Origin of the sequence: Scopulibacillus darangshiensis (assembly GCF_004341035.1) — a bacterium.
Classification (GTDB): domain Bacteria; phylum Bacillota; class Bacilli; order Bacillales; family Sporolactobacillaceae; genus Scopulibacillus; species Scopulibacillus darangshiensis.
Genome location: NZ_SLXK01000022.1, coordinates 31,521 through 57,820, shown reverse-complemented (window position 1 = coordinate 57,820; position 26,300 = coordinate 31,521). Strand labels below are relative to the sequence as shown.

The window sequence follows — 26,300 nt, the reverse complement described above, 5'->3', positions numbered from 1 at the left end:
CTCCAACCCATTTTCCATTGATATAGATAAGATGATTAGTCAATCAGATTCTCTCCTTTGTCAGTGAATAAAATAAAGCTAGATGTTGCTGATATCGGCCTTAACCGGATTTTGGTTTTCCTTTGTTCGAATCTTATACTTCATAGGGAAGTAGTAAAAAATCAAGGGCACGACAAGACCAATGACCCAGGCAAAATCCGCGCCGTCCAGCGCTTTCGCGACAGGCCCCACATAGAATGAGGTATTAATAAAAGGAATTTGCAGGCCAATAGACAGCACATAAGCAATAATCGTGATCCAGTTTACTTTTCCATAGCGGCCATTTAGGTCGAAGATATCTTTGATCACATATTCTCCTCGCCGCAGCATGTAATAGTCGATCAGATTGATAGATGTCCATGGAATTAAAGAGAACCCTAGGAAAGTTAAAAAGTTTTGAAAAAACGCCATAAAGTTTTCTTGTCCCCAAATGGTTATAACTGTTCCAATTAAAGTGATGCAGAAGAAAAACGTTCCTCTGACCCTAGGTGTGATTTTTAGTTTAGTAAACGGTTCAAGGACGGTCGTCGTTGACATGAATGCACCGTATAAATTAAAAGTATTAATTGAGAGCTGACCCAACACGATGATGATGTACATCATAAAAACGAGCGGCCCGCTGAAAATCTGGGCCAGATTGCTGCCTGGATGATCCAAGAAATGTGGAACGGCCAGAGCAAAAATAACCCCGATGATCTCCATCCAAGCGGCCCCTATAACAGTGCCGGCATAGGTGTACCAAAAAGTTTTATGCGGGGAGGTATCTATTGGCAAATACCTCGAATAATCCGCAACATACGGCGCAAAAGAAAGCTGCCATGAAGCCGTAATGCCAACGCTAAGCATAAATATTGTCGGGTCAAAGCCTCCCGCCGACCAGCTGCCCGCAGGAACGGGAATGCGAAGGGCCATGATCGTCACAACAAAAAAGACAATAAAGAATATCCATGAAAAATACTTTTGCATTTTATGAATGACATCGTGCCCAAACAGCGCAACAAGAAAGGTTAACAGGTTAAGTAAAATGATAGAAGGGGTCAGCCCGATCGAGAAGGCGCTTGCAAATGCTTGAGCCCCTAACAGGCCGCTGCTTATCAGATAACCAAAATAGATGCACATGGCAACGATCAAAGGGACGATCGCACCTATTACGCCATATTGGGCCCGGCTTTGAATCATCTGGGGAATGCCCAACTGCGGCCCTTGCGCGGAATGAGACGCCATGAAAATGGCCCCAATCAGGTTACCGATCACGATGGCAACAATACTCCATATAAAATTTTGACCGAGAGAAAAGACCAGGGCGCCAGTAACAAGTGTCGTAATGTGCATATTCGCACCAAACCAAACAGGAAAGAGATGGGTTGGTTTACCATGACGTTCTTCCTTGGGAACAAAATCGATGCTTCTTTTCTCGATTTTCAAAATTGGACTCCTCCAATACATTTTTTTGGGTGGCGCTTTTTAAGCGCTTCCAATTCAGCTTTTGAATAGAGGCAGGGTGCGGGCAGCGCCGGTACTATGGTCACCCGCACCTAAAGTTTCAAGCTTCAATACCAATTGACGTGTACTTGCCTTGGAAAAAGCCAAGCGGTTCTTTTGCAGGTTCCTGTGATGTAAGTTGTTCCACTTCGCCAAGCAAGATCGTGTGGTCGCCGGCATCAATCTGATTAGCAGTACGGCATTCAAACACAGCGCTGCAGTCTGAAAGAATAGGTGCAGCGTACAACCCCGTTGCCTTGACCAAATCTTTAAATTTGTCCCCTCCTTTTTTGGCAAAGTGGGTTGAAAGGTCCTTTTGATCCACCGAAAGGACATGGACGGCGAATCCATCGGCACTAAGGATTTGATCATATGATGTAATGTTTTTCCCGACGCAAATCAGAACCATCGGCGGTTCAAGCGAAACGGATGAAAATGAATTAGCTGTAAATCCGACTTGGTTCCCGTCCTTTCCTTGAGCGGTTACGACCGTGACCCCGGTAAGAAATTTACCGCAAGCATTCCTGAGCGCATGGCCATCGACTTTCGTCATCATGACTGTTTCCCCCTTTAAAAATGATTAGGAACTGGCTTTTTCATTTAGATACCATACATTTCCTTTATTAATCGCCTTATTTTTCTTTCTAAGCTTCCTAAGATTTGATGCAATATGTGATTTAAATAGGTGATGGTCATGTTGCTCGTATGCCATATTATTTCGGCAATGCTTCAGAATTTGTTTGTAACCAGATCCAGGATGCTGCTGCAGATAGGACATGATTAACGATGATGTTTTCATTCATTCTCCCCCCAGAAATGAGTGTCTACGAATATTGCCAAGGGATGTTGCGTGAATTCAGCAAAGGATAGTTAAGCAATACTTAATTAAGTATATGTGAATTATATGTTAATTTGAATAATTCCGTCAAGGGTGAATTTATAACTTTCGGGAAAAAATGAGGAGGGTTAAAGTCTGTAGCTGTATTACAACAGGGGTAGTTTGTGACTAGGCGGAAGTGGCGCGAGGTTCAGTGGAAGTGGAGCGAGCCTCGATCAGAGTGGAGCAAGCCCGCTCATGAGGCCGCGGAACCCGGCCCCGAGACGTAATATAATAGGAAAAGGACGCAGAAGTCACCGATGAGGACGCAAACACCGCTTATGAGGACGCAGAACCCAGTCCGAAGACGCAATATATCGGGAAAAGGACGCAGAAGTCACCGATGAAGACGCAATATATCGGGAAAAGGACGCAGAAGTCACCGATGAAGACGCAATCACTGCTCATGAGGACGCGGAACCCAGTCCGAAGACGCAATATATCGGGAAAAGGACGCAGAAGTCACCGATGAGGACGCAAACACCGCTCATGAGGCTGCGGAACCCAGTCCGAAGACGCAATATATCGGGAAAAGGACGCAGAAGTCACCGATGAGGACGCAAACACTGCTCATGAGGACGCGGAACCCAGTCCGAAGCCGCAATATATCGGGAAAAGGACGCAGAAGTCACCGATGAGGACGCAAACACCGCTTATGAGGACGCAGAACCCGGTCCGAAGCCGCAATATATCGGGAAAAGGACGCAGAAATCTGCCAAGAGGACGGAGTCCATTTCTGGATTTCTGCTTCAGTATTTCAAAAGCGTCCCCAAGCCCCGCCTTCATCCCCCGCATCAAAAAACCACCCGCTAGCCTTAGGCTTGCGGGTGGTGCAATCATGACATGTAGATCAGTAATCCAATGACGGCGGCAACAACGGCGACAATAATAGATTTCACCGCGAGCGGGACGGACTCCCGCTGATGCTGATTGACATGTTCCTCTTGCTGTTCAACGTCCTTGCGGAAATTGGGATCGCAGCAGCCCATTAGGCGGCTCCGGAAATGTCATCGTCCAATTGCAGATTTCTTTTCTGCGCTCTTTTGCCGGCCACAAAGAAGGCGACCAAAGCGGCGGCTGTTATGATACCTGCAAAGACGTATGAGATCTGCATTGGCAGGCGAAATCCGATTTGAGCATTTAATATATAGGTGAATGTCGTCATTGTCATAAATACGCCTGGAATCATGGCAATCCAGTAGTTTTTCTTAGCGATAAAGAGATACATGGCACCGACCCATAGGGCAATGACAGCTGTTGATTGGTTTGCCCATGAAAAATAGCGCCAGAGAATAGTAAAGTCAATTTTTGTTAAAGCAAACGAGATAACAAAGAGCGGAACCGCGATCCATAGACGTGAGCCAATCTTTTTTTGAGATATCTTTAAATAGTCGGCGATAATCATCCGAGCTGAGCGGAAGGCTGTATCTCCGGATGTGATAGGCAAAACAATGACACCAAGCACAGCTAGTGTGCCGCCGACGGCGCCTAACATTTTGGTTGAAACCTCGCTGACAACACCTGCAGGTCCGGCTTCAGCCAACACTTGATTCAATCCTTCAGAACCATGGAAGAGACTCATGGCCGCTGCGGCCCAGATCATCGCAATGATGCCTTCAGCGATCATCATGCCGTAAAAGATGAAACGGCCTTGCTTCTCGCCTTCAGTCGTACGCGAGATAATTGGCGTCTGTGTCGCATGAAACCCTGAAAGCGCCCCGCAAGAAATAGTTAAGAATAAAAGCGGGAAGATCGGCGCATTGTCTGGGTGCATGTTTGTAAACGACAGCTCGGGAATTGGCGCACCGGTTATGACAAGGGTTCCGCCGACGCCGATAGCACTGATTAATAATAAAGCGCCAAAGTATGGGTAGAGCCTGCCGATAATTTTATCAATCGGCAATAAGGTCGCCAAAATATAATATAAAAAGATGATGCCCACAATAATCCCAAGCGGCAGCCAGCTGCTAGTCATATTATGGATAAGATCAGCCGGGGCCGAGACAAATACCGTACCTGTCAAAAGCAATAATAAGACGGTAAAAACGTTGACGACATGCCTCATGATTTTGCCCAGGAATTTTCCGGCAAGTTCAGGCAAGTGTGCCCCGTGGTTGCGAATGGAAATCATGCCGGTCAGATAATCGTGAACGGCACCTGCAAAAATACAGCCGATCACAATCCAAATGAAGGCAACAGGACCATATAAGGCGCCCAGAATTGGGCCAAAGATTGGGCCTACCCCCGCAATGTTCAAAAGCTGAATGAGAGAGTTCTTCTTTTTGCCCATTGGCAAATAATCGATGTTATCCTTGTGACTAAATGCTGGTGTCTGTCTTGATTGATTGACACCAAAAATCTTCTCAACAACTTTTCCGTACGTAAAATAACCTAAGACAAGTAAAATAATACCAGCTATAAATGTATACATTCTCTTCCCTCCCAAAAAGGCATGTTAACGCTTACATTAATTGTATCAAGAAAACCAAGCTTTAAGAGCAAATGAGTCGCAACGTGTATGAATTTTGAGATAACGTGCAAAAAAGGGGAGGTAAGATGCAAGAAAGAATAGTGCCTGTCACTGTGGCGCCTGGCACAGTTCAAGCCAGCCTGTAAACACGGCTCCTCCCGATGTCCGGTTCCCGGCAATGAGGTCGCCTCCATGTGCCCTTAGAATACGTTTCGCAATCGTCAGGCCGAGCCCGGTTCCGCCGGTTTCGCGGTTTCTCGATCCTTCTGCCCTGTAAAAAGGTTCAAAGAGATGGGGCAGATCATGCTCGGATATCCCCGGTCCGGTATCCTCGACGGTGAAGACGAATTGATCCTTGTCCATATGCCACCCGACGTCAATCTTTCCTTCAGCTGGCGTATACCTGATCGCATTATCAAGAAGATTTGCAAACACACGCCGAAGCAAATCGCCATCTCCCTGAAGTGTGCATACAGTACTTGGGGAATCGTAAGCGATCACCACATCTTTTGCACGGGCAAGAGGCAGGAAGTCATCCACAACCTCGTCCATCAAAGGCCCCATTTCCAATTGTTTTTTTCGCAGCGTTTGTTCCATATAATCCATTTTGGTATAAGAAAAAAGATCAGACACAAGCCGATCGAGCTGTTCGGCCTTTTGGCCGCAAATCGCTGCGTACCTCGCGATTTTTTCCGGGTCGCTCGCAAGTCCCTTTTCAAGTCTCGTCAAAAAACCACGCAGCACAAATAACGGTGAGCGCAGATCATGGGCAATCGCACCTATGAAAAGCCGCCGTTCTTCCTCCAATTTTGACTGCCTGGCAATCGATTCGCGAAGTCCCTGACCCATTGCTTGAAAGGCAGCCCGCACATCCTCGACCTCTGCGGCGGAAGACTTGGGCAGATCAAAGTCGAGATCACCGCCAGCGATTCGTCTAGCGGCTTTGCCCATGGCCTCGAGGGGTTTTACAACATACCGGCCCATCTTAAAACCGATAAAAAGGAAGGCACATATGGCCGCAATGGCGGCTATGACAGTCGGCAAAACATTCCCTTTATCCGGCGCAAACAAAAGGACCCGGCCCAATACGTGATCGCCATCCACGACCGTTGCTTGCCGCTTCGGTTTTTTTTCAGATTCAATCGGACCGGAACGGAAAATCACGCGGTCGGATGAATCCAAAATCAAGATCCCGACATCGGATTTTTCCGACTTTTTCCGAAGATCGGCTTGCCAAGCCTTATTGTGCCATTTTGCCGGGTTGGCAGTCGCCACGCGCAGTGTTGCCTTCAATTCTGCACGTTGCTCGGATGGTTGTTCAAATACATAGCGATCGAGCAAGCCGGGGATTTCGTAAAATAACCTGGGGACAGTGAGGATGATCAACAAGCCGACAAACATCCACTGCCTTATTTTCAGCGGTTTCACCTTCTCACCCCCTCAAATCGGTACCCGATTCCCCAAACATTTGTGATGAGCTTGGGGTTTTTTGAGTCAGCCTCAACCTTCTCGCGAATGCGGCCGATATGGACGATCACCGTATGTTTGTCACCGATGCCGTCCCAAAAGCGCTCAAGCAGTTGATCATACGTAAAGACTTGACGCGGGTTCCCGGCGAACAAACAGAGGATCTCAAATTCTTTTGGCGTAAAGGACACGAGCTTGCCGTTGACCGTCGCTTCATACGCCTTTAAGTCAAGCACCAGATTTCCAAAATTAAGCTGGCTGCTCTCGTTTGTTTCTTTTTTTCCATAACGGCGCAATACCGCCTTTATTCGTGCGACGACTTCTTCTGGAGTGGCGGATTTTACAATATAATCATCTCCGCCTAAGCTCAAGCCCCGTATTTTGTGTAGATCCTCATCACGAGCGCTAAGGAACAGGATCGGGGTGTCGCTCGTCCGCCTTATTTGCCGGCATAGGTCAAAGCCGTTCTGGCCAGGCATCATCACATCAAGAAGAATGCAGTCTGCGCGTGTTCGACTTAACACGTCCAGCGCCTCAGTGGCATTAAATGCTTCACTCACGCCAAAGCCCTCGTCTTCAAGGAAGTCCCGCATCAACTCCACAATTTCCTTGTCATCGTCAACGATTAAAATGGTTTGGTTCGCCATGCATAGGATACCTCCAATTTTCAAAAATTGAATAATTTTAAATTTATTTTAGCACATCAAGGGGCTTGCTTTATCCAATTAATCAAACTGTTACCACTTGTGATTGTTTTGTGACTCCTTACCTCAATCTTTTGTGATGATTAATGGCTACAGTATAAATATACAAATTGAGAAGGGAGATTGACTGATGGACATTCAAATTGTTAACCCGGGCAGCAAGTATCAGGCAGCGGAATTGATTGAGCCGGCGCCGCTCGGCTACACTCACATCGCGGCACAGGTAAGGTCATCATCATTGCCATTTAAAATCGGTTCAGCTTCCAAGTTGTTAAAAAAACTGAAGCAATCGGCAAAGGCGCTTGAACAACAGGATTTTGTCGAGAGCGCCACCGTGTACGAGGCGGTTGCGGTTCCGCCAATGGAGCGGCTTCCGTATATCAAAGATCATCGCGATTCGATTCGTGCTGCGAGGTTCGATATTGCCGTCCTGATCGAAACCAAATCCCCGGCAGCCATCACTGAAGTACAAAAGACGGCCCCATATCAAGAGATGATGGAAGCGCTGAGGGATGAGTCCAAACAGATGCATGTGATCGCCGCTTCGAACGCCAAAAGGGTGAACGATGTTGATAAAAAAACGGGCGGAACATTCCTTTTCAACTATTTCGTCGCCGAGGACCGGGATGTCATGTTAAAGCTTTGGGACTATCTTGCCGGCTGGTATGGATCAGAAATGGCGGTCGATAATTCGACGCTGCTCGTTCCGGTCGAAGGCGAGCAATCGGACTATCTCGCCATCAATCATGCCAGGTTAAAATGGGGGCCAAAGCAGTTTATCGCACGGCAAATGACCAAGAGGAGCTTTTGGAAATATGTGCAGGCAAATCTGGAAGCCAATCGGGTAGGCGCGATGCCGGTTTTGTACCGGCTTGCTTAATTAAAATAAAGGAAAATGAAAGGAGAATGAAGGATGAATGTCGACACGGAGTATAAAAAAGGCGCAGAAACAAAAGGGGTTTCGGCGGTTGCCCGGTTTGGACGGATGGCGTATCGCCTTCTTGCTTGGGTTTTCCTTATCTGCATCATCGCTCAAGTATTTATCGCGGGCATGGCCACTTTTACAGGCCAGGCTGATTGGGGACTGCATATGGCCTTCGTGAAATTTTTCGCGCCAGTTCCCATTATCATGATTCTGTTAAGTATTATCGGAAGAATTCGGATCTGGCTTAGTCTTGGCCTGTTTGCTTTAATCGTCTTCCAGTTCATGAGCGTAGAACTCTTCTCCTCGGTATGGGTGCTTGCGGCACTCCACCCGGTGGTTGCTTTGCTTCTATTCTGGGGCGCGATTGTTGCTGTTAAGCAGGCGAGGGGAAAGTAATAGTTAGGCTAAATTTTGATATGGAGAAGGAGGGTGGATTACGGGCGTAGTCAACAATAAGGGGAGTGCGGTTCCCCCGTAAAGACGCAGACCCGCCTCCCAAGACGCAATGAGCCGGGAAAAGGACGCAGAAATCGCTGAAGAGGACGCGGTTGCCGCTCCTGAAGACGCAGACCCGCCTTCCAAGACGCAATGAGCCGGGAAAAGGACGCAGAACTCCCCGAAGAGGACGCGGTTGCCGCTCCTGAAGACACAAACCCGCCTTCCAAGACGCAATGAGCCGGGAAAAGGACGCAGACCTCCCCGAAGAGGACGCGGTCGCCGCTCGTGAAGACGCAGACCCGCCTCCCAAGACGCAATGAGCCGGGAAAAGGACGCAGAACTCCCCGAAGAGGACGCGGTCGCCGCTCATGAAGACGCAGACCCGCCTCCCAAGACGCAATGAGCCGGGAAAAGGACGCAGAACTCCCCGAAGAGGACGCGGTCGCCGCTCATGAAGACGCAAACCCGCCTCCCAAGACGCAATGAGCCGGGAAAAGGACGCAGACCTCGCCGAGGAGGACGCGGTCGCCGCTCATGAAGACGCAGACCCGCCTCCCAAGACGCAATGAGCCGGGAAAAGGACGCAGACCTCGCCGAGGAGGACGCGGTCACCGCTCATGAAGACGCAGACCCGCCTCCCAAGACGCAATGAACCGGGAAAAGGACGCAGAACTCCCCGAAGAGGACGCGGTCGCCGCTCGTGAAGACGCAGACCCGCCTTCCAAGACGCAATGACCCGGGAAAAGGACGCAGAACTCCCCGAAGAGGACGCGGTTGCCGCTCATGAAGACGCAAACCCGCCTTCCAAGACGCAATGACCCGGGAAAAGGACGCAGAACTCCCCGAAGAGGGCGCAGTCGCCCGTAAAGTTGCAAAGTCCGCGAAAAATAAAAAAGGAGGAACATAAAATGAAACCTTTAGAAGGAAAGATTGCTTTAGTTACTGGAGCAAGCAGGGGGATAGGCCGGGCCATCGCCTTCCGGTTAGCGGGTGACGGGGCGCTGGTGGCTGTCCACTATGCCAAGAATGAAGAGGCCGCAAAGCAAACGATCCATGACATTGCATCAATCGGCGGCAAAGCTTTCGGCATTCAAGCGGAGTTCGGGTTATCGATGAACATGGACGCCTTCTTCGCGGACTTGGATTCTAAGGTGGAAAAATACACGGGTCAATCACAGTTTGATATTTTGGTAAATAACGCCGGGATCGCCCAAATGGGCACTATTGAAGAAATTTCCGAAGAAGCATTTGATAAGGTTATGGCTGTTAATCTTAAAACACCATTTTTCTTGGTTCAGCAAGCTCTCCAGCGTTTGCGGGATGGCGGGCGTATCATCAATATTTCTTCTCTTGCGGCTCAGAATCATTTTCCGGGGACGATTGCTTACAATTTAAGTAAAGCGGGGCTAAATACGCTGACCCAAACCTTGGCTAAACAGCTCGGCAGCCGCAGCATCACAGTCAATGCACTCATGCCGGGCGTTGTTGAAACAGAGGTAAATGCTGAACTGCTAAAACGCCCGGAGTCAAAAAAACGTGCGGCACAATCGTCAGTTTTTGATCGGCTTGGACAGGTGGAGGATATTGCTGATGTTGCAGCCTTTTTCGCTTCTCCTGATAGCCGCTGGGTGACCGGCCAACTTGTTGATGCGTCCGGGGGCGGGGGATTGTAATGGTGCCAGGCGCCATTTACAATTCCAACTTCGACCTGAGCCCCTTGATATAATTGCGGCTGACGGTTAGGGTTTCTTTGCGGCCTTTGATCTCTAGATGATAGGCGCCGTTGAACCACGGGATTAATCGCGACACATAGTCGAGGTTGACCAAATAACTTTTGTGAATCCGGAAAAATGAAAAGGGCTTAAGCCGGGCCTCTAAATCCTTAAGCGGGATTCTAAGCTGATATTCCCGCTCTTTGCCTACGACCTGTGTCCATTTTTCCTCACGATAAATGTACAAAATATCATTGGGATTCAGATAAGTGATTGCATCTTCGCCTTCGATCGCTAATTTATGGGGCGACGATGGGCTCGCGACACGCTCTTCGCTCTCCGACCCCAAGGACATCACTTTCTCCAATCTTTTAATGGTGTCCTTCAGCTGGTCTTCCTCAAATGGCTTTAATAAATAATCGACGGCTTCGATGCGAAAAGCATCGGCGGCAAAGTCAGGATAGGCGGTTGCGAAAACGAACAAAGGGACTTTTTTCAACTCTTTCATTGATTTTGCTGCCTGAATGCCATTCATCTTCGGCATGTCAATGTCCAAAAAGACGACATCAGGCTGCAATTGGATCGTCCGCATCACGGCGGCTTCACCTGAGTCAGCCTCGCCGATTATTTTAATTTGTTGGTGCTCACCCAGCAGATGCTTCAGTTCTTCCCGGCTGTAACGTTCATCATCCACTATGAGGACTTCGATCGTCTTTGTCATTTGCCATTGCCTTCTTTCTCAGCGGGTAATAAAAAGGAAATTGTCGTGCCTCCATCCGGTTTGCTATCAATCTTGAGCGCCGCTTCATCACCGAGCATCATTTCAAGCCGGCGGTTGACATTATACAAGCCGAGCCCAGTCCCTTGTGTTGAATCCATGTGGCGTATGCCGATTTCTTGAAGCATTTCGTTCGCGATCCCTTTGCCGTTATCTTTGATGGCTATCCTTGTGCTCCCGTCACATTCCTTCATTTCGATGATCACTTTGCAGTCCCTTTCTTTATCTTTTAACCCGTGTTTCAAGGCATTTTCCACGATCGGCTGCAAGGTCAATGGGGGGATCTGGCGTCCTAGGACAGCATCGTCGATGTCATAGACAATCGTTAATTTGTCGACGAACCGAGCTTCTTCAATAGAGAGGTAGGCCCTGACATGCTTCAATTCATCTTCCAAGGTTGCCCATTGCTTGGTCGTGCCGCTAAGATTTTGCCTGAAAAAGCGGGATAATGAAATTAAAAGCTTACGGGCATGATCCGGCTGGGACCGGATTAATGAGATAATCACATTTAATGAATTGAATAAAAAGTGTGGGCTGATTTGAGCCTGAAGCGCTTTAATTTCCGCTTCTTTTGCCAGTTGGTAAGCTTTTTCCGTCTCGGATATTTCTAATTGCTGACTCAAGAGCGAGCTGAGGCCTCTTACAAGCTCCAGGTTAACATTTGAGATATCCCGCTCTGATTGAAAATAAAACTTCAGCGTGCCGACCGTTTCGCCCCGGCTTTTGAGAGGGGCAACCACCGCCGCCCCTAAGGGACAACCCGCCGCCGTACAATGAATATCATCATGTCCGGCAATCACCATCTGACCTTCTTGAATCACCTTTCTGGCAATATCCGTTTTAATTAATGAATTGGGATGGTGGTGATCATCGCCGAGGCCGGCATAGGCTAAGATCCGCTCATGGTTCGTAATGGAGACAGCGGAGGCATCGACTTCACGGAAAATGATGTCACACACAGCCCGGGCGGTATCAAAATTTAAGCCCTTTCGCAAATAACGGACAGTATTCTCCGCCAGCCGCAGAGCCTTTTGGGCTTGCAAAGCGCCGGCCTTTTCCTCTTCTTTTAAAACATTTTGGATGATAAGCAGGAATAGGGCCGACCCCAGGCCATTAGCGAATATCATTGGCAGCGCGATTTGCTTGACCAATACTAGGGCTTGGTCAAAAGGCTTCGCAAGCACCAAGATCATCATCATTTGCACCGCTTCAGCCAGCGCCCCGACAATAAAAGCTGTCGATAATTTAATTGGCTTGCGCCTTTTTTTATAAAAAAAGCCCGACAAAATCCCCGCCACAACAGAGGCTGCCCCGCATGAAAAGGCCGTATAGCCGCCTAAAGTATAGCGCTGGACGCCGGCAATGAGACCCGCGCCGATGCCAATCCGGAACCCGCCAAGCAATCCGGCAATGATAATACCGATCACTCTAGAATTGGCAATCGCCTCTGTATCGCCTAAATCAAACACCCAGCGGTTGTATTCCGCCGTCTGGCTGTTGAAAGAAACCCCCGTATAAGTCCCGATGATCCCAAAGATCCCGAAAAATATAATAGCAAACAACTGCTGCTTATAGCTGATTTTCTCCTCTTGGATCATTTGCTTGAAAAAGCGGAAGCGGGTGATGACGAAGGCGACCGTCACAATGATGCCGAGCCTCTCAAGCATCGTAAAAAGCAGTTCAAACATGCCATAACCTCCATGATGAAAATCTAGACTTAGCGGCAGCAGGAAAGCACACTGCTTTTGGCCCCGGTCCAAAAGGGCATATACCTAATTGAATTTTACAATAGTTATATGGATAGAAGCAAAGCACGGGGGGTTGGCGAAATTGGAACGGGAACGGGTGATGAAGCCGAAATCGGGCAATCGGGAGCGCCGGAACGAGGTCGTTCAAAGTGGCGATGAAAGCCCAAAGGCGGTAAAAAATCGTGCCTGAGGTCGTTCATAGTATCGATGAAAGCCCAAAGGCGATAAAAAATCGTGCCTGAGGTCGTTCATAAGGTCGATGAAAGCCCGAAGCCGGTAAAAAATCGTGCCCGAGGTCGTTCATAAGGTCGATGAAAGCCCGAAGGCGACAAAAAATCGTGCCTGAGGTCGTTCATAGTGGGGATGAACGCCCAAAGCCGGTAAAAAACCGTGCCCGAGGTCGTTCATAGTGGGGATGAAAGCTCGAAGTCGGTAAAAAATCGTGCTTGAGGTCGTTCATAGTGTCGATGAAAGCCCGAAGTTGGTAAAAAATCGTGCTTGAGGTCGTTCATAAGGTCGATGAAAGCCCGAAGCCGGTAAAAAATCGTGCTTGAGGTCGTTCATAAGGTCGATGAAAGCCCGAAGCCGGTAAAAAATCGTGCCTGAGGTCGTTCATAAGGTCGATGAAAGCCCAAAGCCGGTAAAAAATCGTGCCCGAGGTCGTTCATAAGGTCGATGAAAGCCCAAAGCCGGTGAAAAATCGTGCCCGAGGTCGTTCATAAGGTCGATGAAAGCCCGAAGTCGGTCAATCGGAAGCGTCGAAACCGGCTTCATAAAGGTGATGAAGCCGAAATCAGCTAATTGGGATTGGCGAAAAGGGTTTCATAGAGCTCAGCTGAAAATGGCACGAGCTCGGCAGAAAGTGGCCAGAACCATCGGAAAGGGATCGAATCGTGCCCCCGAACCGGGGAAATGGGGTCACACGGGTGCGCAAAGCGCCGAATCGTGCCCGTAAACCCGAAAAAGTTGCTTCCGCGGGCACCAAAACAGCCGAATGATGCCCGTTGTGTTGATCAAGCCGCTAGCTGTGACCTCTCGATGTTCATCCGATGTCTTCCGTTTAAGCTCTTCATACTCCTGATCATTCCTGTCGAGTTGCTCCGAGATATACCGTCTATGCTTTGCATTCTCCTCCGTTGCTTTTCCGAGCTCCTTTGTGATTCGAGTTAATCCGAGTTTGTGCGGAAATTTATCTACTTCCCTTATTTCTTTGAATTTGAATTGTCCATAGGCAAAAGGTCAAAAATTTCACCGGACTCCATTGAATTGACTAACTTTTGGAGCCAATAACAATATTTCCTATATCCGTCTAACTGTTGCAAGTCTTGCTCAGCTCTTTCTTTTAAGCTTTCTTCATTTTTTTCATCTTCCATGACTGCTTGAAGTCGATGTTCCGCTTGTTCAATGGCGAAAAGGTTCAACTCAGCCTCTCTTTTCCATTTGGTTCCAAAAAATTGACTGAAATAATTAAAGAAATTCTTCTCAGCCACAAAATGGTCCTTCCTAGAGCCTTTTTGCCATATCTTCTTGACGATGTTGATTTCCTGTAATTGGCGAACCGCTGTACTCATACTGGGTTTACTCATGCCGACTTCATCTTTCATTTCATCAAGAGTCATCGGATGCTGTTTAAAGTACATGATGGCATAGAGTCGGCCAATTGACGAGGTGATGCCGTACAAATCCATCGTTTCAGCAATGGAATGAATGACTATTTCTTCGGCTTGGTTGATTTCTAATTCAGCAGACGGTTGTTTGTTTTCGTCCATGGGTAACCACCCTTTCAATATATTTCGCAGGGCAGGACGTTCACGACCTTAAGACTTGATTTCGGTCGCGATTAAACTCCACGCGCCGATTGTCCTGCCCCGACTACCTAAATCATAACCCATAAAAAAAAGTCCAACCAGGGGTACCACCATTGGCGATACCCCTAAAAAGGCTTTCTAAAAACACCCAATAAAATACTCTTATTGCAATTACTTCAAGTCAACGCTTTTGAAGCTTATTTGGTATGCCTATTTTTTCCTTATCATGCTTTTTTTGATTTTTAGCCCGATCTATTGACCTTCTATTATGTAGCCATGATAGTTTGTATAAATCATTTAAGATAAAAAATGAGGCAGGGTATCCTCAGAATCGGCAGAAACATAGAGAGGAGAAACCCTACCGTGTATCAAAGTATAACGAATAAAAGCTTGATGAATCAACTGGACGTCCTTGTTCGTGACTTTGTCAAAGATCACCTCGAAACGATTTGGTTTAACTGGTTATTGTGCTTGCATCAGCCGGGCTCGCACTATGACGGTAGTAGTCGAGATTCAAAGGCTCGAGCGGTTTGCGTTCAAGGATCAGGTCCGCTGCTTTCTCCGCCAACATCAACACAGGTGCATGGATATTGCCATTTGTGACATAAGGCATCGCAGAAGCATCAACCACTCGTACATTGTCGAGTCCGTGGACCTTCATGGTATGCGGATCAACGACAGACATGGGATCTGAATCGGGGCCCATTTTTGCTGTGCAAGACGGATGGAGTGCGGTCTCAGCGTCATTCGCCACCCATTTCAAAATCTCCTCGTCTGTGCGCACGGAAGGACCGGGTGAGATTTCTCCCGCGTTGTAGGATGACATCGCTGACTGCGACATGATTTCCCTTGTAATTCGTACGGCTTCAACCCATTCACGGCGGTCCTGTTCGGTAGAAAGATAGTTGAAGATCATACTTGGGTGCTGGGTGGGATCCGTTGAACGGATCTTCAACTTTCCGCGAGCATCGGAATACATTGGTCCGACGTGTACCTGAAATCCGTGTGGCGTGTCCGCTTTCTGTCCGTCGTAGCGGACGGCTAATGGAAGAAAGTGGTACATAAGATTCGGATACTCGTAATCCTCATTCGAACGCACGAATCCTCCGCCTTCGAAATGGTTGGTCGCGGCGGGGCCGGTGCGTCCTAATAGCCATTGCAAGCCAACCCAAGGCATCCGCATTTTATTCAAATTAGGCTGTTCGGAAACGGGTTGTGAACAAGCGTGTTGAATATAGACTTCAAGATGATCCTGAAGGTTCTCGCCTACACCTGGCAAGTCTACGATCGGATCGATGCCAAGCGAACGCAAATAGTCAGCCTCACCCACACCGGATAATTGAAGCAGCTGCGGAGTATTGATGGCGCCGCCCGCAAGGATGACTTCACCTGCATTCACATGATGAATCTTCCCGTTTCGTTTATAGGTCACACCATTGGCACGCGTACCATTGAAATCGATACTTGAAACAAAAGCACGGGTCTTCACCGTGAGGTTTTGACGCCGCATAGATGGACGCAAATACGCACGTGAGGCGGACAGCCGTTGACCTTTGTATACATGTCGGTCGAACGGTCCGAATCCCTCCTGACGATAACCGTTGACATCAGGTGTTCGCGAGTAGCCCGCTTCAACCGCTGAGTCAAAGAAAGCTTGGAACAGAGGATTGGTCGCAGGCCCGCGCGTCAATTTGATTGGACCGTCATGGCCGCGAAGCTCATCATCTGGTTCCGAACCTAATGCATTTTCCATCCGTTTGAAATAGGGAAGACAGTGAGCAAAGTCCCAACTTTCCATACCGGGATCAGCCCCCCAGCGTTCATAGTCAAGCGGGTTGCCGCGTTGGTAGATCATCCCATTGATGGAGCTTGAACCTCCAAGCACCTTTCCCCGTGCATGCGATATCCGGCGCCCATTCATATAAGGTTCAGGATCAGATTGATAGATCCAGTCATAAAGGCGTTTCCCTGCAGGAAAAGCCAAAGCTGCTGGCATTTGGATCAGCAGATCCCATGGATAATCACTGCGTCCCGCCTCAAGGACAAGAACATTACGTGTTCCATCTTCACTTAGACGGTCACCGAGTACAGAACCTGCACTGCCGCCGCCAACGATCACAATGTCATATGTTTCGTTCATTTGCCAGACCTCCTTCAGTTATTGAACCCCGTCGATGGGTTCTTTTATAAAATTCACTTAAACCAATTCAGTGGCTCAGGCTTAAGATTTCGGTAAATATGTTTCGTCTCTGTGTATTCTTCCAATCCTGCTTTTCCAAGCTCACGTCCAATTCCGGACTGTTTATAGCCGCCCCATGGGGCTTGAGCAAAATAAGGATGGAAATCATTAATCCAGACAGTTCCCATTCTTAGACTACTGGAAACCCTTTCGCCCTTTGCAGCGTCATTTGTCCAGACTGCGCCGGCAAGTCCATAAATTGTATCATTGGCAAGACGAACAGCTTCCTCCTCATCCTTGAACCGTTCAATCGTAAGGACGGGCCCAAACACTTCCTCCTGAACAATTCTCATATCCGATGAACAGTCCGTGAAGATTGTTGGTAAATAAAAGAATCCCTTTTGCAGTACCGGATGATCCGGACGCTTTCCGCCAATGACAAGTTTGGCGCCTTCCTTAATGCCAATATCAACATATTTTTCAACCTTGGCACGGTGTTCCGCGGAAATCAGCGGGCCGGATTGGGTATCTTCATCAAAGCCATTGCCAAGCTTAATCCTTTGAACACGTTTGATGAGTGCATCAACAAATTTATCGTGAATGTCATCTTCCAAGAGCAGTCGGGCACCGGCGGAACAAACTTGGCCAGCATGGAAAAAAACAGCATTTAATGCTTGATCGACCGCTGTTTCAAAGTCAGCATCCGCAAAAACGATATTCGGATTTTTGCCGCCTAGTTCAAGGGCAACCTTTTTGACATTCCCCGAAGCAGCACACATGATGTTTTTACCGGTAGCCATTCCGCCGGTAAATGAAATGAGATCAACATCCTCATTCTTTGCGAGCTCATGGCCGACGGTATTCCCTGCACCGAGCACAAGATTGACAACGCCTTTTGGAAAGCCCGCTTCCTCCATTAATTCAGTGACTTTAACTGTTGTAAGAGGTGTGATCTCACTTGGTTTAATAATAATTGTATTTCCTGCGGCAAGGGCTGGGGCGATTTTCCATGCTGCTTGAAGCAATGGATAGTTCCATGGTGTAATTTGACCGCAGACGCCAACGGGTTCACGAACGACTTTGCTGGAACTGTCAGCAATTGGTGAGGCGATGACTTCGCCGCTGTCTTTATCAGCAAGCCCGGCAAAATATCGGAATACCTCAGCAATATCATCCATGTCAGCTTGGCTTTCAACAAATGTTTTTCCGGTATCAAGCGTTTCTAATTCAGCCAGCTCGTCTTTATCACGCTCAATCAGTTCAGCGATTTTGTTGACATATTTACCTCGTTCATATGCGGGCGTTTTTCGCCACTCTCCTTGATCAAATGCTTGACGGGCTGATGAAATCGCCAGTTTTGCGTCTGATTCATTACCCTCTGCCGCAATCGCAATCACCTCTTGGTTATAGGGGTTAATGATCTCTCGGGTTTGTCCAGAACCGGCTTCAACCCATTCGCCGTTAATGTACATTTTTTTCATATTGGTTGTCTCCCCCTCCTCAATTAATAAAGTATTGTTTTATTTATTAAAAATTTATTTAACGTATTGAACAAATTAAATGTAACATAGACATTTTTTGTTGTAAACCCCACGGAAAACTCAAATGGGCTAGTAAAAAGTGATGCTCCTTTTTAAAAACGCACCAATAATGTAGTTAAACAGGCATTTGACATTATTTTTTTATACGTTATAGTGTTAATGTCTGTTAAGTTCATATTTAACGAATTAAATAGTAGAAATGAACTTAATAACTGCAAAAAAGGGGGGGCGCAAAGAAACGAGACAGGCAGCCGGAAGTATTGGAAGCAAGTGACGGCAGACCAAACCGTTAGGAAAGAGGCAGATATGGATCTTAACCAGTTGGAAGAATTGAAAGTTTACTATCACTGGCTTGAACAGCGGCTTGTCAGTTCAATTGAGTCATAGGAAATCTTTTACTTTCTGCCCATTAAATCAGACGAAGTCGAGCCTTAGACAAGCCATAAGAGGGAAAAAATACGGAGAAACTTTCTTCTTATCTTTTATCGTTTTCCCATTCACCAGAACATTAGGGCAAATTTCAAAAAATACTTTTTAAGGGATGTGACCTAAAATTGAGTAATTTGAATAGGAAACCTACCGTTGAAACAAGCACAAGCAAGACGACCTTTTGGACACCATTAAAAACGTCAATTATTGGCTTTATTGGATTTACCATCCTCACGATTATTTATTCATTTCTTTCAGAAAATAAGATTTATTGGCCGGGATTAATCTTAATGCTGGCATTATATTGTCTGTTCTATTACCTTGGTGCAAGATCCGTAAATAAAAGAAAAGGACAAGCGGATGACATGCTGGTGGCAGGAAGATCCATGCCTCTGTGGATTTCTGTGTTCACTATGGCAGCTACGTGGCTTGGAGGCGGCTACATTGTGGGTACGGCGGAAACTATCTATAGTTCGGGATTAATATGGACCCAAGCCCCTTGGTGCTATGCGCTAAGTTTAATGATTGGCGGCATTTTCTTTGCCAGAAAAATGCGCAAAATGGAATTTACAACAATGCTGGACCCATTGGAAGCGAGATTTGGGAAAAGGATGACAGGCCTTCTTTATCTTCCGGCTTTATTCAGTGAATTATTTTGGAGCGCGGCTATTTTAACATCTCTTGGGACAACTTTCGGGGTTATCCTCGGTTTCGATTTTACAATGTCTATTATTATTTCGGCTGCAGTGGCTGTTGCTTATACTGTTGTCGGCGGTCTTTGGGCCGTGGCACAGACTGATGTGCTCCAAATCACTATCATGTTTATAGGATTGCTTATTGTTTTGCCTTTTGCTTTCAATCACGCTGGAGGACTTGAGGCGTCATTCAGCCATTATACTTCAGGCATGCATAAGTCTATGCATCTTTTTCCGCCATTAATGGGTTGGAAAGATCCTCATTGGGGCAATATGTATTGGCATTGGTGGGATAATGCTTTCTTGCTTATTTTCGGCGGTATTACTTGGCAAATTTACTTTCAACGTGTCCTTTCCGCCAGAAGCGCCAAGGTTGCGATGTGGTTATCTATCCTGGCCGGATTTATCTGTCTGATAGCTGCCGTTCCTCCTGCATTGGCCGCTATAGCTGGGGCGCATGCTGATTGGGGCGCTTTAGGAACATCAGCTCCAGACAATCCATCGATGATACTTCCTTATGTTTTTAAATATATGACACCTGACTTTATCGGTGCTATTGCGCTAGGCGGATTAGCTGCAGCTGTAATGGCAGCAGTAGCAGCATCACTTCTGTCTGCATCCGGGATGACGTCTTGGAATGTCTACCGCCCTCTAGTTAAACCAAAAGCAAGCCCCAAACAACTTCAAAAAATAATTAGACGCTCTATTGTAATTATAGGTGTGGCGGCTTCATTAATCTCCTTAAATGTTGAGAGCGTCTACACACTTTGGAATTTATCCAGTGACTTAGTATACAGTATTTTGTTTCCGCAGCTTACCTGTGCCCTTTATTATAAATGGGCTAACTGGTACGGGTCATTAGCCGGCTTTATCGTTGCATTATTTTTGCGGCTTGGCGGAGGCGAACCGGCATTTAATATACCGCCGTTCCTTCCTTATCCTATGGTTGAACATGGCACGGTTCTATTCCCATTCCATACCTTTTCAATGATTATGGGATTCGTAACCATTCTAGTCGTTTCATATTTTACACGCCGTATTTCACCGCCGCTGCCGCTGCGTAATCCGAATGATTAAATATAATATGGAAAGGCTGCTGCCTGCCACCTCGTCTACGCTGCCTTGCGACGAAGCGAAGTGGAGGAGCACATCTACGCTGGTTAACTAAAGAAAACCGATTCTCTATTTTAGGGAATCGGTTTTGTCGTTCTTATACGGTTATAACTCCTTTTCCATCCTTTGGACCCAATGAGCCAGCAGGGGGAAATAGTCTTTTAAATTTGTATGTATTTTCCTGGCCACTTCTTCATTGTATGTGTGTACTGTAAGGTTTCTGTCATTTACCATTTTTAGGGCTAGAGTTGTTTCGCCACTATCCAATAAACCAACATCTCGGCACCTTCTTATGACACCCTTTGGTGATCCGACATCGACGCCTTCCACATCATACAAGTACTGTTTTGCAGCCTTCCAGCATGCTTCAAATGTAAATTCGAAACGTTGAATAGCCGCATCACGTTCGATATCATTTGGCTCCTCGATCGCCACAAGCTGTTCAAAAGATTTTAATGCCCTTAAGGCTGATTTTAATCGTTCCCGAAGCCGCTCCATAATATCCCTTCCTTTTTCACATTTTTAATAAGGGCAGAACTTGCGTGTTCCAGATTGACGATATCGACACGATAGGGAATAGTAGACTCCTCAATGATGTCATGAAGCTCAAACCATTTTGAAGAGGAAATCCGGCTGTTGGATTCGACGGCAATATCGATGTCTGAGCTTTGCTTTTCTTCTTCTCTCGCCCAAGAGCCGAACAAATAGACTTTTGCATCTGTATCATGCAACGTATCGGTTATGATTCCTTTTAACGCCATTAAAATCCGCTCGCGATTTTCCTCCATGTCAGCGCTGCCCTCCATTTCCTATCTTTTTTCGTTTCCATTTTCAATAAGTATACCACAGAAAATGCCGCCAATATTCTCACCCCCAACCATCGCCAACTGGCGAAATTCCGCGGATAACCGGATCTTTTGTAACATTATGATAACTTTAGGCGAAACCATTTTCAGGCCCGCCCCTTAGTGCTATATTTCATAAAAAAGGCTTTTCCGGCCATCAATAGAATGGATAAACGGCCTGATTTGAGAATGATATGGGGAATAATAGACAATTACGCCAGAAATGAAATAAAGGGGGAGCCAAATGGGAAAGTACACGTTTTATCTCGAATATGACGGGAAGCGGACCGTTTCGGGGGAGAGGAGCAGACCAGAGGGTACTATACCTGCCGGCGGGATCTCCCAAGCGGCAAAGAGCTTCGCTAAAGGAAGAGGATTAAAGCCGTCGGACTATGATCGTTTGGCTGACAGCGGTTACCGTGTGTTTTATAAAGCGAAGAAGATGTTCGGAAAATCGAAAGAAGTCATCTATTACGTGGAAAGTGATGAGTGACGGCTGACGGTGAATGGTGCCAGGCACCATTCACACCGGAACACCATTCATACCCTCTTCACCAGATCCTTCGCCCATTCCTCACAAAAGCCTTCATAAGGCTCGATATGCTTGCCAAGGCCGAGGATCTCCAGCGCCTCATGATAGCTGCCTTCAGTTACCAAGTCTTCCGTCAGCTTCAACAGAACATCGGACAGTTTCCATTCGATGTTAAAAGCCAGGTCAGTCGCCCATTCACCGTGATAGTCAGCAAGGAAAGCAGGATGATATTCCTGTATCAGTTTCCGAAAGAGCTCAACTTTTGCCTTTAAAGGGACATCCTTATGATGAAGACGGTCGATCGCTTCGGTGTAATCAAGAAGGTCGCATTGCACATACGTCGTCAGTGCCACGTGGTCACGGTCGATGACTAATGTATTAACCAATTCTTCATCAGGATGCTGCTTGAAAATGGAACGGATATGATTTAATAGGACACGCAAATAATTTTTCCCATCACTCCTGCTCGCCTCGGGATAAAAATCCTGGATGATTTTATTCCTCGTTACCGATTGATGCAAAGCCAAATAGACGAGAAGCTCTTTGGCGCGCCTCTGCCTCCATTTCCCTTTTACCTCTTTATCTTTCCATCTGACGCTGAATGTCTTCAAAGCCGTAACCTGCAAGATTGAATGTGACGTTTCCGACTCGTAACCGCTCTTAATAATGTTATTGAATTTTTTGATGAGCAAGTTATGGCTCTGGGAAAATTCAACGGGTGCCGGATTGTCCAAAAAGTCTTCAAGACATTGTGCGATAAATGCCGGCTGATCCATGGTTGCCATATTTGATGCATTCGGAATAATAATCAGCCGGCTATTGCGAATATAGCCGGAATAAAGAACGGATAAGTTCGCAGGGTAGACAGGATCAAGTTCACCGTGCATAATCATCGTCCGGGCGTCCAGCTTCCCGAGCTCAGACAGGAAATTCTGTTCGCTTGTCGGTGTCAGCATTCTGATCATGTTCTTATATGTTTCAGAATCTGCCTTTTCGAATGCCTCCTTAATAATGGATTGCTTTTCATCCGTTACGGGATAGACCATATTATGCACGAGCTGATCAGCGTAGAGGTCCTTTTCCTGATTGACCCGGGAAAACCTGTCTTGATATTCATGCTGAAACAATTCATTTGGAAAATAGAATGGCGTTGACACTAAAGTTAGCGATTGAATATTTTCTGGGTGAAGGTTCGCATAGATGAGGCCAATAATACCGCCAAACCCGTTGCCGATAATGTGGCATCTCTCCGCCGAAAGATGTTCCAACAACGCATGCAATTCATAGTGTAATTGGTCGAATGAGAGCGCAGCTGCCGGTCTTCCTGTATGCCCGTGCCCGCAAAAGTCATAAAGCACAACATTGTGAGACTCATCCAAATAAGGGGTAAAGTTCGACCAAGTGGTTAAGTCGAGCCCAAGCCCATGGATGAAAATCAGTGTATCAGCATCAGGATTACCCTGTCTGACTTTATAGTGCAGCTTGTAATCATCCACCGTTAGAAAAGCCAAATGTAACCCCCCTTGTCATAACCAATGGCATGTCCATCATGGTCTTAAAGCACTAAGAGCATTCAAAAAATAACTTCAAAAGCCCTATTTTCTGTTCCTAAAGCGTTAATTTTGTAATGTTAATGTAATGTAGCGGATGCTATTATGCCAATTACTAGGTCCTTTGGTGACATATTTATTAAGAATTCGATTGAATATTTCAATTTTGTGTATCTTTTTATCATAGCAAAATATCCTGCAAAAATAAATGAAACGGCTCTGTAACATTGTTAAAAATCAACGCAGGGAGGGGTAGCGGACAGGAGGAATGGTCATGTCCAAGTACCAGTTCCTTTTGGAAAGTGCTGATTCAGAATCAGATTATAAAGGGCCTGTTTTTATGGATAACAAAGGCGGCATTGGCCTATATCGTCAGCACGATAGATGGTGAACGCCGTCCCAAGAGCAGCAAAGCTTCCTATTATAGAGATATAATTTGATGTGCCAGTGATGCAATGCCTAGATTCATGGAAAAAGAAGCAATGAACAGCAATGATGACCTCCGGGGACATTTTTACTATAAAGCTGTCAAAAACTTCTTTGATTTTACATTTTACATGATATAATAGTACTAATTTGACAAACTTTTAGTAAAACTTGGAGGGCTTTATGGAAGAAACGATCAGCCTCAAGGAAATATTCCAAACGTTGAGGAAAAGGCTGGCAATGATTTTAGTGATTACGATATTGGCTGCAGCTGTCAGTGCGGCTGTCACTTATTTTGTCATGACGCCAAAATATAATGCATCTACTCAAATTCTAGTCAATCAATCAGACAGCAAGGAATCCGTCTATGATACCAATTCAGTGCAAACAAATGTGCAATTGATCAATACATATAGTGTCATTATTAAGAGTCCAACGGTCCTGAAGAAAGTCGTCAGTGATCTGAACCTGGATATGACACCCGATCAGTTGAAAGGCATTTTGTCAGTCAGCAGTGAACAAGATTCCCAAGTGTTTACCGTTACGGTGGAATCAACAAAGCCAGCTGAAGCGGCAACGATTGCCAATAGTATTGCCAGCGTCTTTAAAGAAAAGATCCAGAAGATTATGAAGGTCGATAATGTCAGCATCTTGTCCAAAGCGCAAGTGACCGATAACCCGGCACCGGTCAGTCCGAAGCCTTTGCTTAACATGGCCATTGCCTTTGTTGTCGGTTTGATGGTTTCGGTAGGACTCGCTTTCCTATTAGAATACCTCGATAACACAGTTAAGACTGAAGAAGATATTGAAAAGCTTCTTGAACTTCCGGTCCTTGGGGCGATTACTGAGATTAACGGCAATGAGCAGAAGGTTGTTAAGCAGGATGCCATGCAGCAACAGGTAAGGAGTGATCAGATTGAAGCGTAGCACAAATAAAGCGTTAAAAAATATGAAGCAGCGCAGCCTGATCACACACTACAATCCGAAGTCAACCATTTCCGAGCAGTTCCGGACGATCAGAACGAACATTGATTTCTCGCTTGTTGATACGGACTTGCAGACGATCATGATCACGTCGCCGGGTCCTGGTGAAGGCAAGACGACAACGGCGGCGAACCTGGCTGTCGTTATGGCCCAGCAGGGGAAAAAAGTGCTGCTCGTCGATGCTGATTTGAGAAAGCCGACGATTCATTATACGTTCAGGATGAACAACACGCTTGGCTTAACAACTATCTTGACTAAGCAGCAAACTCTTGAGGAGTCGATAAGAAAGACAGATATAGATCATCTCTCTGTCCTGCCAAGCGGTCCGATTCCGCCAAACCCGGCAGAATTACTGGGATCTGCAGCAATGAAAGGCTTCATGCGGCAGGCATTAACGATGTTCGATGCGGTTGTCTTTGACACCCCGCCGGCCCTTGCTGTGACGGATGCACAAGTGATGGCGAACCAATGTGACGGAACGGTGATGGTCATTCGCAGCGGGGCAACGGAAAATGAAGCTGCAGTAAAGGCGAAAGAACTGTTGGATAAAGCCAACAGCAAGATCCTTGGCGTTGTCTTGAACCGCAAGCCGATCAAAGCAAGCCCGCACTACTATTATTACGGGAAAAGCTAGTTAGAAGTCTGTTTTTTGCTAGACTTCTATGCTTTTAACCTAGTTATAATGTCGTAGCTTTGGAGAACTAGCAATGGGAGGGTGGTAGATTTGATCGATATCCATTGTCATATCTTGCCCGGCCTTGACGACGGTCCCCAGCATGAGCAGGAAGCCCTCGCCATGGGGCGTGCAGCAGATAAAGAAGGCATTACACATATCGTTGCCACACCACACCATCGCACGAGCAAATACGACAATTCCAAAGACACCATTCTGGCTTACGTTAATCTGCTGAACAAGCTATTTGAAAGGGAACAGATTGGGGTCAAGATTCTGCCGGGCCAGGAGACGCGGATCTACGGGGAAATGGTAGAGGGTGTCAAGCAAGGTGAACTGCTGACGCAAAATCAGACTGGGAGCTATTTGTTTGTGGAATTTCCAGCGGGCCATGTGCCGAGGTATGCTGAACAGCTTTTCTATGATTTCCAGGTGGCGGGCGTCACCCCGGTGATTGTCCATCCCGAGCGCAACAGCGACATCGCCCGGAACCCGGACATCCTATATAACTTAGTCAAAAACGGCGCATTAGCTCAGATCACCGCCGCCAGTCTAACTGGGGTTATGGGGAAGAAAATCAAAAAATTCACGCAACAGATCGTTGAACACAACTTGACACACTTCATCGCATCCGACGCCCATAACACAACAACCAGACCATTCAAGCTCAGGGAAGGCTATAACGAGCTGTGCGACAGGTTTGGCGTAGGCGTCGAATTTGTTTTTAAAGAAAACGCCGAGCTCTTGATTGAAGGGCGGATGGTTAACAGGGATGTTCCGGAAAGAATTAAAGAGAAAAGATTTTTCGGGGTGTTCTAGTAGGTACACCTATCCTCTATCGTATATTTCGGATGGGTGTGAGTGTTTGTTAATAGGGAGAAAGGC

Annotated in this window: 25 protein-coding genes; 10 read left to right on the top strand and 15 right to left on the bottom strand. The window is 46.7% G+C overall.

Annotated features, from left to right (window positions below):
* Nucleotides 1-78: 78 nt before the first annotated feature.
* The 7 genes from EV207_RS14360 to EV207_RS14335 form a co-directional block, all read right to left on the bottom strand.
* The gene (locus EV207_RS14360) at nucleotides 79-1,464 is read right to left on the bottom strand and encodes a purine-cytosine permease family protein (RefSeq protein WP_132746847.1); all 1,386 of its coding nucleotides are present in this window, start codon (nucleotides 1,462-1,464) and stop codon (nucleotides 79-81) included.
* Between the two features lie 118 nt (nucleotides 1,465-1,582).
* Nucleotides 1,583-2,077 carry a flavin reductase family protein gene (locus tag EV207_RS14355; RefSeq protein ID WP_132746846.1) on the bottom strand — a complete coding sequence of 165 codons (495 nt, stop codon included), beginning with the start codon at nucleotides 2,075-2,077 and terminating at the stop codon, nucleotides 1,583-1,585.
* A 24-nt stretch (nucleotides 2,078-2,101) separates the two neighbouring features.
* Nucleotides 2,102-2,320 (bottom strand): hypothetical protein, encoded by a 219-nt coding sequence (locus EV207_RS14350; protein WP_132746845.1) that lies wholly within the window; start codon nucleotides 2,318-2,320, stop codon nucleotides 2,102-2,104.
* 914 nt (nucleotides 2,321-3,234) lie between these two features.
* Nucleotides 3,235-3,387 carry a hypothetical protein gene (locus EV207_RS23125; protein ID WP_165886956.1) on the bottom strand — a complete coding sequence of 51 codons (153 nt, stop codon included), beginning with the start codon at nucleotides 3,385-3,387 and terminating at the stop codon, nucleotides 3,235-3,237.
* Nucleotides 3,387-4,829 carry a carbon starvation CstA family protein gene (locus EV207_RS14345; RefSeq protein ID WP_132746844.1) on the bottom strand — a complete coding sequence of 481 codons (1,443 nt, stop codon included), beginning with the start codon at nucleotides 4,827-4,829 and terminating at the stop codon, nucleotides 3,387-3,389. The genes EV207_RS23125 and EV207_RS14345 overlap by 1 nt, the downstream gene beginning before the upstream one ends.
* A 147-nt stretch (nucleotides 4,830-4,976) precedes the next feature.
* The gene (locus tag EV207_RS14340) at nucleotides 4,977-6,296 is read right to left on the bottom strand and encodes a sensor histidine kinase (protein ID WP_132746843.1); all 1,320 of its coding nucleotides are present in this window, start codon (nucleotides 6,294-6,296) and stop codon (nucleotides 4,977-4,979) included.
* On the bottom strand, nucleotides 6,293-6,982 hold the full coding sequence (locus EV207_RS14335) for a response regulator transcription factor (RefSeq protein ID WP_132746842.1): 690 nt from the start codon (nucleotides 6,980-6,982) through the stop codon (nucleotides 6,293-6,295). The genes EV207_RS14340 and EV207_RS14335 overlap by 4 nt, the downstream gene beginning before the upstream one ends.
* A 187-nt stretch (nucleotides 6,983-7,169) precedes the next feature.
* Between EV207_RS14335 and EV207_RS14330 the strand changes: the two genes are divergently transcribed.
* The 3 genes from EV207_RS14330 (at nucleotide 7,170) to EV207_RS14320 (ending at nucleotide 10,075) form a co-directional block, all read left to right on the top strand.
* The gene (locus tag EV207_RS14330; RefSeq protein ID WP_132746841.1) at nucleotides 7,170-7,919 is read left to right on the top strand and encodes a hypothetical protein; all 750 of its coding nucleotides are present in this window, start codon (nucleotides 7,170-7,172) and stop codon (nucleotides 7,917-7,919) included.
* 33 nt (nucleotides 7,920-7,952) lie between these two features.
* Nucleotides 7,953-8,360, top strand: coding sequence for a DUF6220 domain-containing protein (locus EV207_RS14325; RefSeq protein WP_132746840.1), 408 nt, complete (start codon nucleotides 7,953-7,955; stop codon nucleotides 8,358-8,360).
* 950 nt (nucleotides 8,361-9,310) lie between these two features.
* Nucleotides 9,311-10,075, top strand: coding sequence for an SDR family oxidoreductase (locus EV207_RS14320; protein WP_132746839.1), 765 nt, complete (start codon nucleotides 9,311-9,313; stop codon nucleotides 10,073-10,075).
* 16 nt (nucleotides 10,076-10,091) lie between these two features.
* Here EV207_RS14320 and EV207_RS14315 read toward each other — a convergent pair whose 3' ends face one another.
* Nucleotides 10,092-10,835 (bottom strand): LytR/AlgR family response regulator transcription factor, encoded by a 744-nt coding sequence (locus EV207_RS14315; protein WP_132746838.1) that lies wholly within the window; start codon nucleotides 10,833-10,835, stop codon nucleotides 10,092-10,094.
* Entirely contained in the window at nucleotides 10,832-12,580 is a 1,749-nt protein-coding gene (locus tag EV207_RS14310; RefSeq protein ID WP_132746837.1) for a sensor histidine kinase, read from the bottom strand. Before EV207_RS14310 ends, EV207_RS14315 begins: the two co-directional genes overlap by 4 nt.
* Nucleotides 12,581-12,668: 88 nt before the next feature.
* Here EV207_RS14310 and EV207_RS23120 point away from each other — a divergent pair, with 88 nt between their 5' ends.
* Nucleotides 12,669-12,830: a hypothetical protein gene (locus tag EV207_RS23120; protein WP_165886955.1), complete on the top strand. Its 162-nt coding sequence runs from the start codon at nucleotides 12,669-12,671 to the stop codon at nucleotides 12,828-12,830.
* A 1,012-nt stretch (nucleotides 12,831-13,842) separates the two neighbouring features.
* On the opposite strand, the gene cudC is transcribed toward EV207_RS23120, so the two are convergent.
* The 3 genes from cudC to betB form a co-directional block, all read right to left on the bottom strand.
* A complete protein-coding gene (gene cudC, locus EV207_RS14305) occupies nucleotides 13,843-14,409 on the bottom strand; it encodes a choline uptake/conversion transcriptional regulator CudC (protein WP_132746836.1) in 567 nt (188 codons plus the stop codon).
* 493 nt (nucleotides 14,410-14,902) lie between these two features.
* Nucleotides 14,903-16,588: a choline dehydrogenase gene (betA, locus tag EV207_RS14300; protein WP_132746835.1), complete on the bottom strand. Its 1,686-nt coding sequence runs from the start codon at nucleotides 16,586-16,588 to the stop codon at nucleotides 14,903-14,905.
* Nucleotides 16,589-16,641: 53 nt separating this feature from the next.
* A complete protein-coding gene (gene betB / locus EV207_RS14295; protein WP_132746834.1) occupies nucleotides 16,642-18,108 on the bottom strand; it encodes a betaine-aldehyde dehydrogenase in 1,467 nt (488 codons plus the stop codon).
* Between the two features lie 219 nt (nucleotides 18,109-18,327).
* On the opposite strand from betB, the gene EV207_RS14290 reads away from it, so the two are divergent.
* Both EV207_RS14290 and EV207_RS14285 read left to right on the top strand, forming a co-directional pair.
* Nucleotides 18,328-18,555: a DUF1140 family protein gene (locus EV207_RS14290; RefSeq protein ID WP_132746833.1), complete on the top strand. Its 228-nt coding sequence runs from the start codon at nucleotides 18,328-18,330 to the stop codon at nucleotides 18,553-18,555.
* 176 nt (nucleotides 18,556-18,731) lie between these two features.
* Nucleotides 18,732-20,369, top strand: coding sequence for a high affinity choline transporter 1 (locus EV207_RS14285; protein WP_481405304.1), 1,638 nt, complete (start codon nucleotides 18,732-18,734; stop codon nucleotides 20,367-20,369).
* A 141-nt stretch (nucleotides 20,370-20,510) separates the two neighbouring features.
* On the opposite strand, the gene EV207_RS14280 is transcribed toward EV207_RS14285, so the two are convergent.
* Together EV207_RS14280 and EV207_RS14275 are read right to left on the bottom strand one after the other, a co-directional pair.
* The gene (locus EV207_RS14280; RefSeq protein WP_132746831.1) at nucleotides 20,511-20,903 is read right to left on the bottom strand and encodes an HI0074 family nucleotidyltransferase substrate-binding subunit; all 393 of its coding nucleotides are present in this window, start codon (nucleotides 20,901-20,903) and stop codon (nucleotides 20,511-20,513) included.
* Nucleotides 20,879-21,193, bottom strand: a complete 315-nt coding sequence (locus EV207_RS14275; protein ID WP_243647085.1) for a nucleotidyltransferase family protein — start codon at nucleotides 21,191-21,193, stop codon at nucleotides 20,879-20,881. Before EV207_RS14275 ends, EV207_RS14280 begins: the two co-directional genes overlap by 25 nt.
* A gap of 301 nt (nucleotides 21,194-21,494) precedes the next feature.
* On the opposite strand from EV207_RS14275, the gene EV207_RS14270 reads away from it, so the two are divergent.
* Complete coding sequence (locus EV207_RS14270; protein WP_132746830.1) at nucleotides 21,495-21,743, top strand: hypothetical protein; 249 nt, start codon at nucleotides 21,495-21,497, stop codon at nucleotides 21,741-21,743.
* 47 nt (nucleotides 21,744-21,790) lie between these two features.
* Here EV207_RS14270 and EV207_RS14265 read toward each other — a convergent pair whose 3' ends face one another.
* Entirely contained in the window at nucleotides 21,791-23,293 is a 1,503-nt protein-coding gene (locus tag EV207_RS14265) for an alpha/beta hydrolase (RefSeq protein WP_132746829.1), read from the bottom strand.
* A 648-nt stretch (nucleotides 23,294-23,941) separates the two neighbouring features.
* On the opposite strand from EV207_RS14265, the gene EV207_RS14260 reads away from it, so the two are divergent.
* The 3 genes from EV207_RS14260 to EV207_RS14250 all read left to right on the top strand — a co-directional run bounded on the left by EV207_RS14260 (nucleotide 23,942) and on the right by EV207_RS14250 (nucleotide 26,234).
* A complete protein-coding gene (locus EV207_RS14260; protein ID WP_132746828.1) occupies nucleotides 23,942-24,685 on the top strand; it encodes a YveK family protein in 744 nt (247 codons plus the stop codon).
* A 22-nt stretch (nucleotides 24,686-24,707) separates the two neighbouring features.
* Entirely contained in the window at nucleotides 24,708-25,376 is a 669-nt protein-coding gene (locus tag EV207_RS14255) for a CpsD/CapB family tyrosine-protein kinase (protein ID WP_165886959.1), read from the top strand.
* Between the two features lie 90 nt (nucleotides 25,377-25,466).
* Nucleotides 25,467-26,234 (top strand): tyrosine-protein phosphatase, encoded by a 768-nt coding sequence (locus EV207_RS14250; protein ID WP_132746826.1) that lies wholly within the window; start codon nucleotides 25,467-25,469, stop codon nucleotides 26,232-26,234.
* Nucleotides 26,235-26,300 lie beyond the last annotated feature (66 nt).